The organism is Sulfitobacter sp. HGT1, assembly GCF_013282155.1.
GTDB lineage: Bacteria > Pseudomonadota > Alphaproteobacteria > Rhodobacterales > Rhodobacteraceae > Sulfitobacter.
Genome location: NZ_BLWI01000008.1, coordinates 441338 through 454887, shown reverse-complemented (window position 1 = coordinate 454887; position 13550 = coordinate 441338). Strand labels below are relative to the sequence as shown.

Here is a 13550-nt window from a genome sequence, read left to right as displayed (position 1 = left end):
ATGACCACCGATACAAGGCTTGCCTTTGCACATCCCTCCGAGCGTGCGGCGGCCACTGCGGGGCCGGAACCGTTGGACCGTATTTCCCTGCGCGATCATATCGTCGAGGTCGAGATCGGCGCATTTCAGGCCGAACGCGGTGTCACGCAGCGCATCTGCTTTAACGTGGTGGTCGAAGTTCAACCGTTAACCGGCCCGGTGGATGACGATGTGGACCGTATCCTGTCTTATGACCGGGTGACCGAAGCGATTGCGCACGAGCTGTCGGACGAGCGGTTGAACCTGTTGGAAACCCTTGCCGAACGTGTGGCCGACCGGATCTTGCTGGAACGTCAGGCGATGCGGGTTTTTGTACGGATCGAAAAACTGGATCGGGGGCCGGGGGCCTTGGGCGTGGAAATCGCGCGCGCCCGCGATGATACGCCGGACGCAAGGTCTGACGCTGCCGAAGTCCCGCATCCTGAACTGGTGTATCTGAGCAATGACGCGATCGGGTCGCCGCATCTGGCCGGGTGGCTGGACCAGCTTGAGCAATTGGGGCGTCCGCTGATCTTATGTGTCGGGGCGTCTGACACACCGGCCCCGCAGGTCGCCCATAAAATGGCGCAGCGGCGCATTGACCTGTTGGCTATCGAACAAAACGCCTGGGTTCTGGCCTCCAAGGACAAACGCTGTGTGGTTGTATCGACGCGCACGGAACTGGATTGGGCGATGAAGAACGGCCAGACCAGCGTTTGGGCCCCGTCAAAGATCGTGTTGGACAGTGTGGATACCCCATCAGCGCAGCCCCGCGATGCGGTCGCATTGGCCGCCTGGTTTGCCGCGACCTTTGACGCGACAGAAATGCTGGTGATTGGTGCGGCACTGCCCAAACAGGCGTCTGTTCCCCTGCGCATGGTCCCTGCGGATCAGGATCAGATTTGAAACCATGACCGATTATTTCAGACCGCTTGTGCAAATCGGCCCCGCACGGCCTGAAACGGCTGTACCCTTGGCGGGCGGCTGGGGGTGGTTCACCCATGTCGAAGTCCTGTCGCGCAACGCGCCTGCGCAAGTCATCCCTGCGGGCGACATGCCGGCGGACAAGGCAGCGCGGCTGACGGCTCCGCGCGCCCCGATTGCAGGCATGTCATTGGACCGCCCCCGCATCATGGGCATTTTGAACACGACGCCTGACAGTTTTTCCGATGGCGGGCAGCATGCCGATGTTGCGGATGCCGTGACCGCTGGGCTGGCGATGGCGCAAAGCGGTGCTGATATCATCGATATTGGCGGTGAATCCACGCGCCCCGGTGCCAGCTTTGTCCCCATCGAGACCGAAATAAAACGGACCGCCCCCGCGATCAGCGCCCTGAGGGCGGCGGGCCTGACCCTGCCCATATCCATCGACACGCGCAAGGCTGCCGTGGCCGAAGCCGCTGTGGGGGCGGGGGCTAATCTGGTCAATGACGTGTCGGGCTTTACCTTTGATCCCGGCTTGGCACCGTTTTGCCAGAAACATCAATTGCCGGTCTGCGTGATGCATACGCAGGGCGATCCTGCGACAATGCATTTGAACCCCAGCTATTCAAATGTGGTGCTGGATGTTTATGACACCCTTGAGGACCAGATCAGCAAGCTGGAAACCGGCGGAATTGCGCGCAATGCGATCCTTGCCGATCCGGGCATCGGGTTCGGAAAAAACCTTGAGCACAACCTGGCGTTGCTTGCAAGGATCAGTATCTTTCATATGCTGGGCACGGCTTTGCTGCTGGGTGTGTCGCGAAAAAAGTTTATCGGGACACTTGGCAATGCCCCTGATGCAAAAGATCGTGCCCCTGGGTCAATCGGCGTTGCCCTTGCAGGATTGGCGCAAGGTGTGCAATTGGTACGGGTGCATGATGTGGCTGAAACACGCCAGGCGATTGCGCTTTGGTGTGCCGCGAGTTCGGAGAGTATCTTATGACGAAACTATTTGGCACAGACGGGATTCGCGGCGAAGCGAATGTATATCCCATGACCGCAGAAGTTGCGCTGCGCATCGGGGCGGCGGTTGGCCGCTATTTCAGCAGCAGCAGAGGCGGCGAACATCGGGTGGTGATCGGCAAGGACACGCGCTTGTCCGGCTATATGTTCGAAAACGCGCTGACGGCGGGGCTGACATCTTCGGGGATGAATGTGCTTTTGCTGGGGCCGGTCCCGACACCTGCCGTGGGCCTGTTGACCCGGTCGATGCGCGCCGATCTGGGCGTGATGATTTCGGCCAGCCACAACCCTGCGACGGATAACGGGATCAAGTTTTTCGGCCCCGACGGTTTCAAGCTGAGCGATGCGGTCGAGGCCGAGATCGAGGACTTGATCGCCAACGGGGTGCAAATGGCCCCCTCGGATAAGATTGGCCGGGCAAAGCGGATTGATGATGGGCGGTTCCGCTATGTCGAGCGGGTCAAATCGTCGTTTCCGCGCGGCATGCGGCTGGACGGGCTTAAGGTCGTGGTGGATTGCGCCAATGGTGCGGCGCACCGTGTGGCCCCCGAAGCCTTGTGGGAACTTGGTGCCGAGGTAATCCGGATCGGGGTTGAGCCGAATGGTTTCAACATCAACGACAAATGCGGATCGACCCACCCCGAGCAAGCGGCGGCGGCGGTTTTGCAGCACAAGGCTGATGTCGGGATTTGTCTGGATGGCGATGCGGACCGGGTTATCTTGATTGATGAAGCGGGCAATGTCGGCGATGGCGACCAGTTCATGGCACTGATGGCGTCGCGGTGGGCGGCCGAAGACCGTCTGGCCAATAATGCGCTGGTGGCGACCGTGATGAGCAACCTTGGGCTTGAGCGGTTCTTGCAAGGGCAGGGCGTGCAGTTGGAACGCACGTCGGTCGGGGACCGCTATGTGGTTGAACGGATGCGCGAAGGCGGGTTCAATCTGGGCGGCGAGCAATCGGGTCATATCGTTATGACCGACCATGCCACCACCGGTGACGGGCTGATGGCGGGGTTGCAGTTTCTGGCGGAGATGATCCGGTCGGGCAAGCCGTCTTCGGAGTTGCTGCGCAATTTTGATCCGGTGCCGCAATTGCTGAAGAACGTGCGCTTTGCCGCCGGGCAGACCCCGTTGGAGGACACGCAGGTCAAAGCAGCGATTGCGCAGGCCGAGGCCGATCTGGCCGGTCAGGGGCGTTTGTTGATCCGCAAGTCGGGCACCGAACCTTTGGTGCGTGTGATGGCCGAGCATGAAGATGCGGGCCTGATGGCGCGGGCGGTGAATTCGGTCGTCGATGCGGTCACGCAGTCGGTTCAAAGCTAAAGGAGCGCTTGCGCGCATTCGATTTTTTCCGGGGTGACCGGCGCTGCGGTGCGGTGCCGGTTCAGGTGTTTTGGACAAGCCTTGCTGTCGGATGCCTTCGGCGAGGATTTTTTACCATTTGGAATTCGGGTCGGGCTTTGGAATTAGGCCTGGGTTTTGGTGAAGAGCCTGCGGAAGGCACCGTATTGGCTGAGGCCGACGCCTGTCAGGATCAGGGCCAGCGACCAGAGCAGTGAGACCGGCAGGGGTTCGCTGAGGACCACTGCGCCGAGGCAGACCGACCAGACCGGAACCTGATAGTTGACCAGTGACATGAACACAGGCCCCGCGCTGCGCACCACCAGCACGCGCAGGAAATTTGCCGCCGCTGTGGGAACGAGGCCGAGGAAGGCGAGAACACCGAAGATATAGGCGGAAGGGATGGGCGGGAGGCCTTCGGTTAGCAGGGCAAGGGGGATCGTTATTGCGCTGGCGATGATCAGCAGGATGGTCGCGAGGCCGATCGCGTCGATGGCGGGCAGGCGGCGCATGGCGATGGAGCTGAGCGCATAGCAGCTGGCGGCCCCGATACAGGCCAGACGGCCCGGGGTTTCGAAGGCGGAGCCTGTGGTCTCGAAGGCCTGAGCGCCGATCAGAAGGGTTACGCCGATGAAGCCGATGACGAAACCGACGGTTTTGCGGGGTGTCATCCGTTCGCCGTCAACGAAGAAATGCGCCAGAGGCAGGACGATCAGGGCGACAGCGGCCATGGAAACGCCGGCAAAGCCGGAGGTGACATATTGCTGGCCCCAGGCGAGCAGGCTGAAGGGCACGGCGGAGCTGGCAGCGCCGATGAAAAACAGGGCGGCCAGGTGTTTTCGGGTCGGGGGGGCCGCAAAGAGCCGGAACCCGCGCAGGGACCAGATGGCGACCATGACCAGTGCCGCGAGACTGACCCGGCTGGCGGCGATCCAGAACGGGGGCATTTCGGTAAGGGCGATTTCGGTGACCAGAAAGGTGCCGCCCCAGATGAAGGCCAGAAGGGCGATCATCAGCCAGCTGCTGGCGGTGATATTGGGGGCGTCTTGCATGGGCTGGCCTTTGTAGAGCGAAGCCCTTGCTTTATGGCAGTCCCTTGGGGGCTGCAACAGGATGTGGCTTTGGTTTCGACCCTCGAGGGGCCGAGGGGGAAAAGGCCCGGAGGTTTATACCTCCGGGCCGTTCTTGGTTTAGTTCTTGGCTTTGTCGACCATTTTGCCTGCGGAGATCCACGGCATCATGTCGCGCAGTTTGCCGCCGACGATTTCGATCTGGTGTTCGTCGTTGGACCGACGCGATGCTTTGAGGGTGGGCTGGCCCACGGAGTTTTCAAGCATGAAGTCGCGCACGAATTTGCCGGACTGGATGTCGCTGAGGACGTCCTTCATGCGGGCTTTGGTTTCGGCGTAGGGCAGGATGCGCGGGCCGGAAACGTACTGGCCATATTCGGCAGTGTTGGAGATCGAGTAATCCATGTTGGCGATGCCGCCTTCATAGATCAGGTCAACGATCAGCTTGGTTTCGTGCAGGCATTCGAAATAGGCCATTTCGGGCTCGTAGCCGGCTTCGACCAGTGTTTCAAAACCCATGCGGATCAGTTCAACGATACCGCCACACAGAACCGCTTGTTCGCCGAACAGGTCGGTTTCGCATTCTTCGCGGAAGTTGGTTTCGATGATGCCGGAGCGACCGCCACCGATGGCCGAGCAATAGGACAGGCCGATTTCCAGCGCTTTGCCGGAGGCATCTTTGTCAACGGCCACGAGGCAAGGCACGCCGCCGCCTTTGGTGTATTCGCCGCGTACGGTGTGACCTGGGCCTTTGGGGGCCATCATGATCACATCAATGCCGGGCTTGGGTTCGATCAGGCCGAAATGGACGTTCAGACCGTGGGCGAATGCGATGGCGGAGCCTTCGCGGATGTTGTCGTGGACGTATTTTTTGTAGGTATCAGCCTGCAATTCGTCGGGCATGGTGAACATGATGACGTCGGCCCAAGCGGCGGCTTCGGCGATGCCCATTGTTTTCAGGCCTTCGCCTTCGGCTTTGGCGATCGAAGGGGAGCCTTCGCGCAGAGCGACGACGAGGTTCTTGGCACCGGAATCGCGCAGGTTCAGGGCGTGGGCGTGGCCTTGGGAGCCGTAGCCGAGGATGGCGACTTTTTTATCCTTGATCAGGTTAACGTCGCAGTCACGGTCGTAATAAACGCGCATTGGGGCGTCCTTTCGTATGCGTTGAAATCTGGGGTGGTTATAACGGATGGTTCGGGTGATGCCATTGTCGGATTATGAGTTTATTTGGCAAAATGAAGATGGTAATGCGTGGATTTGTAAAAATATGGAAAAATCATGCTTGATGATGAAGATCGGCGTATTTTGCGTCACTGGCAGGCGGATGCGGGGCTGAGCCCGGGCGAGTTGGCGGAGCGGACCGGGATCAGTTCCGGCAAGGTCGCGCGACGCATTGTACGGATGCAAGAGGCGGGCATTGTCGAGGGTGTGGGGGCTGTCGTTGATTGGGCGGCCCTGGGCTATGCGGTCGAGGTGTCGTTGCGCATTACCCTGGACAAGACACAAGGCAATGCGTTTGACGCGTTTCTGGTCGCGGCGCGCAAGGTGGCGGAAGTGATCGAGATCCAGACGTTTCTGGGGCGGGTGGATGTGCGCCTGTCGATCATTGCACGCGACATGGGGCATTATCAGGCGATCTATCGCGGCAAGATCCTGACCTTGCCGCATATCGCCGACATCGAGGCGTTGATGCATGTGGCGCGGATCAAGTCGGACGAGGCGTTGCCGCTATGATTGCCTTGGACGATATTGACCACCATTTGATCCGGTCGCTGGCGCGGGATGCAACGCAAAGTGCCGGTGCTTTGGGGCGGCATCTGGGCTTGTCGCAACCTGCCACATGGCGGCGCATCCGGCGGCTGGAGGAGGCAGGCATCTTGCGCGGCAAGCGGCTGCGGCTGAACCGCGAGGCGTTGGGCTTTGGCGTGACGGTATTTCTGGGCGTCAAGCTGGCCACCAAGGGGCGTGTCAGCCTTGAGGATTTTGAACGTGCGGTCAGTGCGATCCCCGAAGTGCAGACGGTGGAGCATGTTTTGGGGCTTTATGATTACCGTTTGCGGGTCGTGGCGCGGGATCTGGCCGATTTTGAACGGGTCTTGCGGCGGCGGATCATGACCTTGCCCGGGGCCGGCGCGGTGGAGGCCAATGTGCTGTTGAGCGAAGAACGTCTTGCGGGGCCTTTGGGTCTATGACTTTGACGGGCAGCGCTGTATCCTTGGGGCAAATATAAAGGATGTTCCCATGCCAGCTTTGCTGAATACTGTTGACCCGCAAGGGCTTGAAGAATTCTCGGTCGTGTTCACCGACCGGTCGTTGAACCATATGTCCGCCGCATTCCAAGGCGTGATGCGCGATATCAGCGCCATGCTGAAAGAGGTGTATAATGCCGATGCCGTGGCCATCGTGCCCGGGGGTGGGACATTCGGGATGGAGGCCGTGGCCCGCCAGTTCGCCCGTGATGCCGAGGTTGTCGTGGTGCGCAACGGGTGGTTTTCATACCGCTGGAGCCAGATCATCGAGAACGGCGATCTGACCGGAAACACCACTGTGCTTAAGGCGCGGATGCAGGGCAACAGCACGCCAGCGCCTTTCGCACCATGCCCGATCGAGGAGGTGGTCGACACGATCCGCAGCAAAAAACCGCAGGTCGTGTTCGCGCCGCATGTGGAAACCAGTGCCGGTGTGATCCTGCCGGATGCCTATATCAAGCAGATGGCCGATGCGGCCCATGAGGTCGGCGCGTTGATGGTGCTTGATTGCATCGCGTCGGGCTGTGCCTGGGTGGATATGAAGGCGCTTGGCGTTGATGTGTTGATTTCGGCCCCGCAAAAGGGCTGGAGCGCGTCGCCCTCAGCCGGGTTGGTGATGATGTCGGAGCGTGCGGTTGCGCGGCTGGCCGAGACCAGGTCGGACAGCTTTTCCATCGATCTGGGTAAATGGCACAGCATCATGAAAGCCTATGAGGACGGCGGCCACGCCTATCATTCGACCATGCCCACCGATGCACTGCGCGCGTTCCGAGATACCATGAAGGAAACACAGACCTATGGGTTTGCACGGCTGAAAGAGGCGCAGTGGCGTCTGGGTGACGGCGTTCGCAAAATGCTGGCAGAGCGGGGCGTTGTTTCGGTGGCGGCGGACGGATTTGGCGCGCCGGGCGTTGTGGTCAGCTATACCACGGATCCGTCCATCCAGAACGGCAAGGCCTTTGCCGCCGAAGGGATGCAGATCGCCGCAGGGGTGCCGCTGATGTGCGACGAGCCGGAAGACTTCAAGACGTTCCGGCTGGGTCTGTTCGGCTTGGACAAGCTCTATGATGTCGATGCGACGCTGGCGCGCTTGGCGCGTGTGGTCGACAAGGTTCTGTAATTTCAGGGTGTTGCGGCAGGGTCTTAATCCTGTTGCATGCCCAACCCCATTTCCATCAACATTTTGCGCACCGGGGCCATCGCGTAAAGCGCGTTCAGCCCGGTTGCACGGGCATCGCGGGCGATGGGCCTGGTTGCCTGGCTGGCACGGTTCAGCAGATCAATGCCCCGTACCCGCAGCATGATGTCGCCAAACCGCGCTTTCTGATAGGCATCCAGCATCTTTTGACTGCCCAGATCGGCGGGGTTGGCTTGGGCCAGTTCCAGCAATGTGGCGACGTCTTGGAGCGACATGTTCAGCCCTTGCGCGCCGATGGGTGGCATCACATGGGCGGCCTCTGCGATCAGGGCAATGCGTTCGCCGGACAGACGCGCGGCGTGCTGGGTGATGATCGGCCAGACATTGCGCGCGGTGACCAGGGTCAGCGGGCCAAACAGATGGCAACTGCGGGTCGATGCTTCGTGCGAAAACGCATCTGCATCCAGCGTCATGCGGCGGGTGCATTCGGCGGCGCTGTCCATCCAGACCACGGCAGAGCAGGGCATCCCGTCATGGTCGGGCAACGGCACCAGCGTGAACGGCCCGCCGGTGCGATGGATTTCGGTCGAGACATTTTCATGGGGCACAGGGTGCGTGACCGAAAAAACCACCGCTTTTTGGCCATAGCCGGTTTTCGTCACGCCAATGCCTGCGGCCTTGCGCATCGGGCTGTTGCGCCCGTCTGCGGCGATGACCAGCGGCGTGGTGATGCGGCTGCCGTCGCTCAGGCCCACGCGGGCTTGCGCGGTGCGGGTGAACAGCGATGTCGTGCCGGTGCCGGGACGGAAATCGACATTGGGCAATTCGGCCAAACGTTCCAGAAGGGCGCGGCGCAGCAGCCAGTTGGGGAAATTCCAGCCAAACGGCTGGTCCGAGATTTCGGCTGCATTGAATTCACGGGTGACGCGGGCTTCGGGGATTTCGCCGCCTGCATCGACAATGCGCATGATTTGCAAGGGGGCGGCGTGGGCTTCAAGGTGGTTCCAGATGCCCGCGGCCTCCAGCACCCGGCGGGCCGGTTGCAGCATCGCGGTGGACCGCAGATCGGCCCCATCGGCATCGCCGTCGGTAATGGGGGGGGCGGGGTCGACGCAGATCACCTTGAAACCTGCGCTGCCAAATGCGGCCGCTGCGCAGAGCCCGGCAATGCCGCCGCCCGAAATGAGAATATCACAATCCATAGTCATCCTCGAAAGCTAGCCCGTGATCCGCCCAAGAAAAGCGCTGAGATCGTCGGTGTGAAAATGAATGTGGTCGCCGGTCTGCGGTTCGGGGGCGACATGCACCGTGCCCATGCCCATCGCATGGGGGGCGGCCAGATTGCGGGCATCGTCCTCGAACATCACAGCTTTGGTCGCGTCCAGCTTGTCGGTGGTGAAAACATGCTCAAATGCGGCGCGCTCGGGCTTTGGCAAAAACTGTGCATGTTCAACGCCATAGATCGCATCAAACAACCCGTCCAATCCGCGCGCCGCTGCGACGCGTTCGGCATAGGGGGCGGTGCCGTTGGTATAGATAATCCGCCGTCCGGGCAGGGCGCGAATGCGATCGGCCAGCACAGGGTCGGGGGTGAGCACGTCAAAGGAAATATCGTGAACGTCATGCAAATAGGGGGCCGGGTCCACCGAGTGTTCGCGCATCAACCCCGCCAGCGTTGTGCCGTAGGTGTGCCAGTAATGCTTGCGCAGGTAATTTGCGCGGGCATGATCCACACCCAGCGTGTCCATAACCCAACGGGTCATCCTGACTTCGATCTGGTCAAACAACCGGGCCGAGGGCGGGTAGAGCGTGTTATCAAGGTCAAAGACCCAAGTATCCACATGAGAAAAAGCGTGCTTTGGCATGAGCCCTAGCTACGCTTCGTCGCAGGCTTGCGCAAGATCGCGGGCTTGTACAAATGGACGCGGGGGATAAACTGCCCCAACCTTTATGAAAGTGACCCGATGACTGCCCCAAGACCCGGACCAACCGATGCTTATGCCATGATTCTCGAGGCAATTGATCTGGGCACCTACCGCCCCGGAGACCGTCTGGTGGAAAGCGAATTGGCGGAACGCTTTGGCGTCTCGCGCACACCCATTCGCGAGGCATTACAACGGCTTGAGACGCAATCACTGCTGGCGCGCGATGGCCGCAGTCTGATTGTCGCATCGTTGGATCACAACCAGACAGCAGAGCTTTATGTGGTGCGCGGAGAGCTGGAGGGGCTGGCCGCCCGCCTTGCTGCGCGTCATGCCACGGTTGAAGAGGTCCGCGTTCTGCGCGAGATGGTCGAAAATGACAACGCCCTGCGCGATGATCCGGTGGCTTTGGCGCGGGCAAACCGGCGGTTCCACAAACAAATCCATCTGGCGTCGCACAACAGATATTTGGTGCAGCAGCTTGATTTGGTGCACCGGTCGATGGCCCTGATGGCGACGTCATCGCTGGCGGTCGAAGGGCGGGGCCACATTGCGCAGGCCGAACATGACAAGATCGTGCGGATGATCGAACAGCGCGACGAGGATGGCGCAGACGAAGCGCTGCGCTTGCATATTTCGGTGGCCTTCATGACCCGCCTCAAGCAAGAGGCCGCGCGGCGCGAAGAAGAAGGCTAACCCGCAGGGACGGGTGTTTCCCCTTTGGCCTTTCGGGGCATTTCTGGGGTCACGCCATGTTCGGTCTTGTCCCAGTAAAACGGGTGAAAAATGAATTCATACAAGGCCTTATACGCCGCAAATGTGCCCAGCATAAAATAAATCGGCAAGCTGAATGCCCAAGGGATCAGATGACGATGCTCTTTACCCCAAACGGCACGCACTGCTATGGAAATATTCAGGATTTCCGCGAAAATGAAAAAGCAGAACAATGCGGTCAACATATCCGTGCCCAGGGTCATTTCGACGGGGTGGGTGACGCCCAGCAGGGTCAGGCACAGCGTCCACAACAGGGGCGCGCATAGAAATTGACTGACCGTGGCCAGAAAAAGCGTTTGCAGCCCTAGAAAACGCAGAAATCCGATCTGTTTTATCAGGTGAAGCGGATGGCGCATGTGGACGCACCAGGTGATCAGGAAGCCTTTGAGCCAGCGGGAGCGCTGCTTGACCCAGGGCCAGGCGCGGCAATTCGCTTCTTCGTAGGTGACGGTGGGCAAAAGGTCGGTTTTATAGCCGTGCCGCGCGAGCCTGACCCCCAGATCGGCGTCTTCGGTCACATTATGGGCGTCCCAGCCGCGCAATTCCTCGAGCGTGTCACGGCGGAAGAACAGGGTCGTGCCGCCCAAGGGGACAATCAGCCCCAACCGCGCAATGCCGGGCAGGATCACGCGCCACCACGCGGCATATTCGATGGTGAAACAGCGCGAAATCCAGTTTGTGCGGGCATTATAGTAGTCAAGAACCCCTTGAACGCAGGCGACATCCTTGGGGGCGTGGGCAAAATGCCGGACGATGCGGTCGACCTGATCGATTTCGGGCGCGTCCTCTGCATCCCAGACGCCGATAATGCTGCCTTTGCAGAAATTCAGGGCATAGTTTAGCGCACGCGGTTTGGTGCGCAAGTTATTGGCTTGCGGTACCACAATGACGTCAAACCACGCGGGCAAGGGGGTGCGGGCAATGGTCTGGTGGGTTATGTCGTCGCCTTCCTCAAGCACCAGCAGGATCTGGAGCAGGGATTTTGGATAGGTCAACTGTGTCAGCCGCGCGATCAGTGCCGTCGCGATTTCCTTTTCCCGAAGCAGGGGAACAAGGACGGAAACGCGGGGCAGGGGCGTTTGATCCGCAGGCTGTCGGGGTGGAGGTTCGGGCGGTGCCTTGGACAGGAATAGTTGTGCGAAAAAAGAACATGTCCGCAAACAGACCGTCAAGATACTGGTGCATAGCGCCCATAGGATGATGATGGTAAAGCCCCATGCAGGCTGCAACACCAGCATGATTGCCAGCAGGGCGAAAATGGAAATGGCCCATGCGCGTCTGACATTCATATCCAGCCGCCATGTCCGGCAGCTTTCGATCGGGGCCACCCGGATTGCTGCGTTTTGTGCCAGTTCCGCCCCGTAAAGCGCTGTAATCGTATGATTTATCTGCTTTTCATCGGCGATGACGGGCAGCAGGGTGACGTCCTTGCGGGCCAATGCCGATGCCGCTTGGTCAAATTGATCGGGCTGGCTGATGGCAACCAGAATCGTATTTCCCAAGGACCGCCACGGGACGACGCTAAATTTCAGGCAATCCATCGCGTCGAGATGTTGGGCCATGGCGGGGTTTGGCGGGTCGATCCTAAGGTCGATATGCTGAAGATTGTATTGTGTCGCAAGCGCCGCGCAGACCTGCGCCGGCGAAACCACCCCTTTGGCAATCAGGCATTCGCCCAACGGCACATCAAGCGCTTGCTGGTCGTCCAGCGCACGCACGAGGTCGGCCTGATCAATCGCGCCGGAATTGACCAATATCCGGCCCAAAGGCTGGTGGGCCTGCGCCAGTGACGCAGGTTCGGGCGTTGTAAATTGCAGACGTAGATCGCTCACCCCGCGAATCCCTCCCCTCATAGGTCGGAGCAGGATGCCGCAGATTGCCTTAATCAGGTCTTAACAGTTGATGAACTAGACGGTCTGCGTTTCGCGTTCGGCCATTGCTGCTGCAAAACGCTCAAACAGGTAAAAGCTGTCTTGCGGCCCGGGGCTTGCTTCGGGGTGGTGCTGAACGGACCAAACGGGGCGGCCTTCCATCCGGATACCACAGTTGGACCCGTCAAAAAGCGACCGGTGCGTTTCGACAACGCCGTCGGGCAACGACTGCGCATCCACCGCAAAGCCGTGGTTCATCGAGGTGATCTCGACCTTGCCGGTTTCCATGTCTTTCACCGGGTGGTTGGCACCGTGATGGCCGTGGCTCATCTTGATTGTCTGACCGCCAAGGGCCAGTGCAAGCATCTGATGACCAAGGCAAATCCCGAAAACCGGAAGGTCGGTCTTGGCAATCACGTCTTTGATCATCGGCACGGCATAAACGCCGGTTGCCGCCGGATCGCCGGGGCCATTGGACAGGAAAACCCCATCGGGGTTATGGGACATCACATCGTCAAAAGTGGCGGATGCCGGCAGAACGGTCACATCGCAACCCGCCGAGGCAAGGCAGCGCAGGATGTTGCGCTTGGCACCGTAATCGACGGCAACGACCTTGTATTTCGCGTCGGTTTGCGCGGCATATCCCTCGGGCCAGGCCCACCGCATTTCGTTCCAGCGGTAGGATTGCGCGCAGGTCACGTCTTTGGCCAGATCCGCACCTTCCAGGCCGGCAAACCCGCGGGCTGCTGCAACCAGTGCTTCGATGTCGAAATTGCCTTCGGGATCATGGGCGAGCGCGGCATGGGGGGCCCCTTGCTGGCGGATGGCGCGGGTCAGGCGGCGGGTATCAATACCGCCGATCGCGATGCGGCCCCGTGCCGCCAGCCATTCGGACAGCGGCTGGACCGAACGCCAGCTGCTGGGGTCGGTGGGCATCCATTTGACAACCATGCCGGCGGCAACCGGATCGCCGGCTTCATCGTCTTCGGGCGTGGTGCCGGTGTTGCCGATATGGGGGAAGGTAAAGGTGACGATCTGCCCCGCATAGGACGGATCGGTCATGATTTCCTGATAGCCGGTCATCGCCGTGTTGAAACACAGCTCGGCCACGGTTTGCCCTGTCGCGCCAAATCCCATCCCGTAAAATATCGATCCGTCCGCAAGTGCTAGGCAGGCGGTCGGGCGGGGGGATACTGGCGCAGTCATGGGAGGGCCTCCAA

Annotated in this window: 13 protein-coding genes; 7 read left to right on the top strand and 6 right to left on the bottom strand. The window is 60.3% G+C overall.

What is annotated here, in order from left to right; translation table 11 throughout:
- From HGT1_RS08410 to glmM, 3 genes are read left to right on the top strand one after another with little or no spacing between them, the layout of a single operon-like run.
- Window positions 1-924 (top strand): dihydroneopterin aldolase, encoded by a 924-nt coding sequence (locus HGT1_RS08410; protein ID WP_176249477.1) that lies wholly within the window; start codon window positions 1-3, stop codon window positions 922-924.
- Window positions 925-928: 4 nt separating this feature from the next.
- Complete coding sequence (folP, locus tag HGT1_RS08405; RefSeq protein WP_176249476.1) at window positions 929-1945, top strand: dihydropteroate synthase; 1017 nt, start codon at window positions 929-931, stop codon at window positions 1943-1945.
- A complete protein-coding gene (gene glmM, locus HGT1_RS08400; protein ID WP_176249475.1) occupies window positions 1942-3288 on the top strand; it encodes a phosphoglucosamine mutase in 1347 nt (448 codons plus the stop codon). Before folP ends, glmM begins: the two co-directional genes overlap by 4 nt.
- Window positions 3289-3431: 143 nt before the next feature.
- On the opposite strand, the gene HGT1_RS08395 is transcribed toward glmM, so the two are convergent.
- Together HGT1_RS08395 and ilvC are read right to left on the bottom strand one after the other, a co-directional pair.
- Window positions 3432-4358, bottom strand: a complete 927-nt coding sequence (locus HGT1_RS08395; RefSeq protein WP_176249474.1) for a DMT family transporter — start codon at window positions 4356-4358, stop codon at window positions 3432-3434.
- Window positions 4359-4496: 138 nt separating this feature from the next.
- Window positions 4497-5519, bottom strand: coding sequence for a ketol-acid reductoisomerase (gene ilvC, locus HGT1_RS08390; RefSeq protein WP_176249473.1), 1023 nt, complete (start codon window positions 5517-5519; stop codon window positions 4497-4499).
- A 135-nt stretch (window positions 5520-5654) separates the two neighbouring features.
- Here ilvC and HGT1_RS08385 point away from each other — a divergent pair, with 135 nt between their 5' ends.
- The 3 genes from HGT1_RS08385 to HGT1_RS08375 are packed head-to-tail and all read left to right on the top strand — an operon-like array spanning window position 5655 to window position 7745.
- A complete protein-coding gene (locus tag HGT1_RS08385) occupies window positions 5655-6110 on the top strand; it encodes an Lrp/AsnC family transcriptional regulator (RefSeq protein ID WP_176249472.1) in 456 nt (151 codons plus the stop codon).
- Window positions 6107-6568 (top strand): Lrp/AsnC family transcriptional regulator, encoded by a 462-nt coding sequence (locus tag HGT1_RS08380; RefSeq protein WP_176249471.1) that lies wholly within the window; start codon window positions 6107-6109, stop codon window positions 6566-6568. The genes HGT1_RS08385 and HGT1_RS08380 overlap by 4 nt, the downstream gene beginning before the upstream one ends.
- Window positions 6569-6617: 49 nt before the next feature.
- On the top strand, window positions 6618-7745 hold the full coding sequence (locus HGT1_RS08375) for an aminotransferase class V-fold PLP-dependent enzyme (protein WP_176249470.1): 1128 nt from the start codon (window positions 6618-6620) through the stop codon (window positions 7743-7745).
- 23 nt (window positions 7746-7768) lie between these two features.
- Here HGT1_RS08375 and HGT1_RS08370 read toward each other — a convergent pair whose 3' ends face one another.
- A complete protein-coding gene (locus HGT1_RS08370) occupies window positions 7769-8971 on the bottom strand; it encodes a UbiH/UbiF family hydroxylase (protein WP_176249469.1) in 1203 nt (400 codons plus the stop codon).
- A 9-nt stretch (window positions 8972-8980) separates the two neighbouring features.
- On the bottom strand, window positions 8981-9628 hold the full coding sequence (locus HGT1_RS08365) for a pyrimidine 5'-nucleotidase (protein WP_176249468.1): 648 nt from the start codon (window positions 9626-9628) through the stop codon (window positions 8981-8983).
- A gap of 99 nt (window positions 9629-9727) precedes the next feature.
- Here HGT1_RS08365 and HGT1_RS08360 point away from each other — a divergent pair, with 99 nt between their 5' ends.
- Window positions 9728-10381 carry a GntR family transcriptional regulator gene (locus tag HGT1_RS08360; RefSeq protein ID WP_176249467.1) on the top strand — a complete coding sequence of 218 codons (654 nt, stop codon included), beginning with the start codon at window positions 9728-9730 and terminating at the stop codon, window positions 10379-10381.
- On the opposite strand, the gene HGT1_RS08355 is transcribed toward HGT1_RS08360, so the two are convergent.
- Both HGT1_RS08355 and carA read right to left on the bottom strand, forming a co-directional pair.
- Complete coding sequence (locus tag HGT1_RS08355; protein ID WP_255200139.1) at window positions 10378-12291, bottom strand: glycosyltransferase family 2 protein; 1914 nt, start codon at window positions 12289-12291, stop codon at window positions 10378-10380. The genes HGT1_RS08360 and HGT1_RS08355 overlap by 4 nt on opposite strands.
- A 75-nt stretch (window positions 12292-12366) precedes the next feature.
- Window positions 12367-13536 carry a glutamine-hydrolyzing carbamoyl-phosphate synthase small subunit gene (gene carA, locus HGT1_RS08350; protein WP_176249465.1) on the bottom strand — a complete coding sequence of 390 codons (1170 nt, stop codon included), beginning with the start codon at window positions 13534-13536 and terminating at the stop codon, window positions 12367-12369.
- Window positions 13537-13550 lie beyond the last annotated feature (14 nt).

Bases quoted from the DNA above. Each gene is read 5' to 3' on its own strand.
- carA (WP_176249465.1), bottom strand. From the start codon at position 13,536: ATGACTGCGCCAGTATCCCCCCGCCCGACCGCCTGCCTAGCACTTGCG.
- HGT1_RS08360 (WP_176249467.1), top strand. From the start codon at position 9,728: ATGACTGCCCCAAGACCCGGACCAACCGATGCTTATGCCATGATTCTC.
- HGT1_RS08395 (WP_176249474.1), bottom strand. From the start codon at position 4,358: ATGCAAGACGCCCCCAATATCACCGCCAGCAGCTGGCTGATGATCGCC.
- HGT1_RS08370 (WP_176249469.1), bottom strand. From the start codon at position 8,971: ATGACTATGGATTGTGATATTCTCATTTCGGGCGGCGGCATTGCCGGG.
- folP (WP_176249476.1), top strand. From the start codon at position 929: ATGACCGATTATTTCAGACCGCTTGTGCAAATCGGCCCCGCACGGCCT.
- glmM (WP_176249475.1), top strand. From the start codon at position 1,942: ATGACGAAACTATTTGGCACAGACGGGATTCGCGGCGAAGCGAATGTA.
- ilvC (WP_176249473.1), bottom strand. From the start codon at position 5,519: ATGCGCGTTTATTACGACCGTGACTGCGACGTTAACCTGATCAAGGAT.
- HGT1_RS08375 (WP_176249470.1), top strand. From the start codon at position 6,618: ATGCCAGCTTTGCTGAATACTGTTGACCCGCAAGGGCTTGAAGAATTC.
- HGT1_RS08365 (WP_176249468.1), bottom strand. From the start codon at position 9,628: ATGCCAAAGCACGCTTTTTCTCATGTGGATACTTGGGTCTTTGACCTT.
- HGT1_RS08410 (WP_176249477.1), top strand. From the start codon at position 1: ATGACCACCGATACAAGGCTTGCCTTTGCACATCCCTCCGAGCGTGCG.
- HGT1_RS08380 (WP_176249471.1), top strand. From the start codon at position 6,107: ATGATTGCCTTGGACGATATTGACCACCATTTGATCCGGTCGCTGGCG.
- HGT1_RS08385 (WP_176249472.1), top strand. From the start codon at position 5,655: ATGCTTGATGATGAAGATCGGCGTATTTTGCGTCACTGGCAGGCGGAT.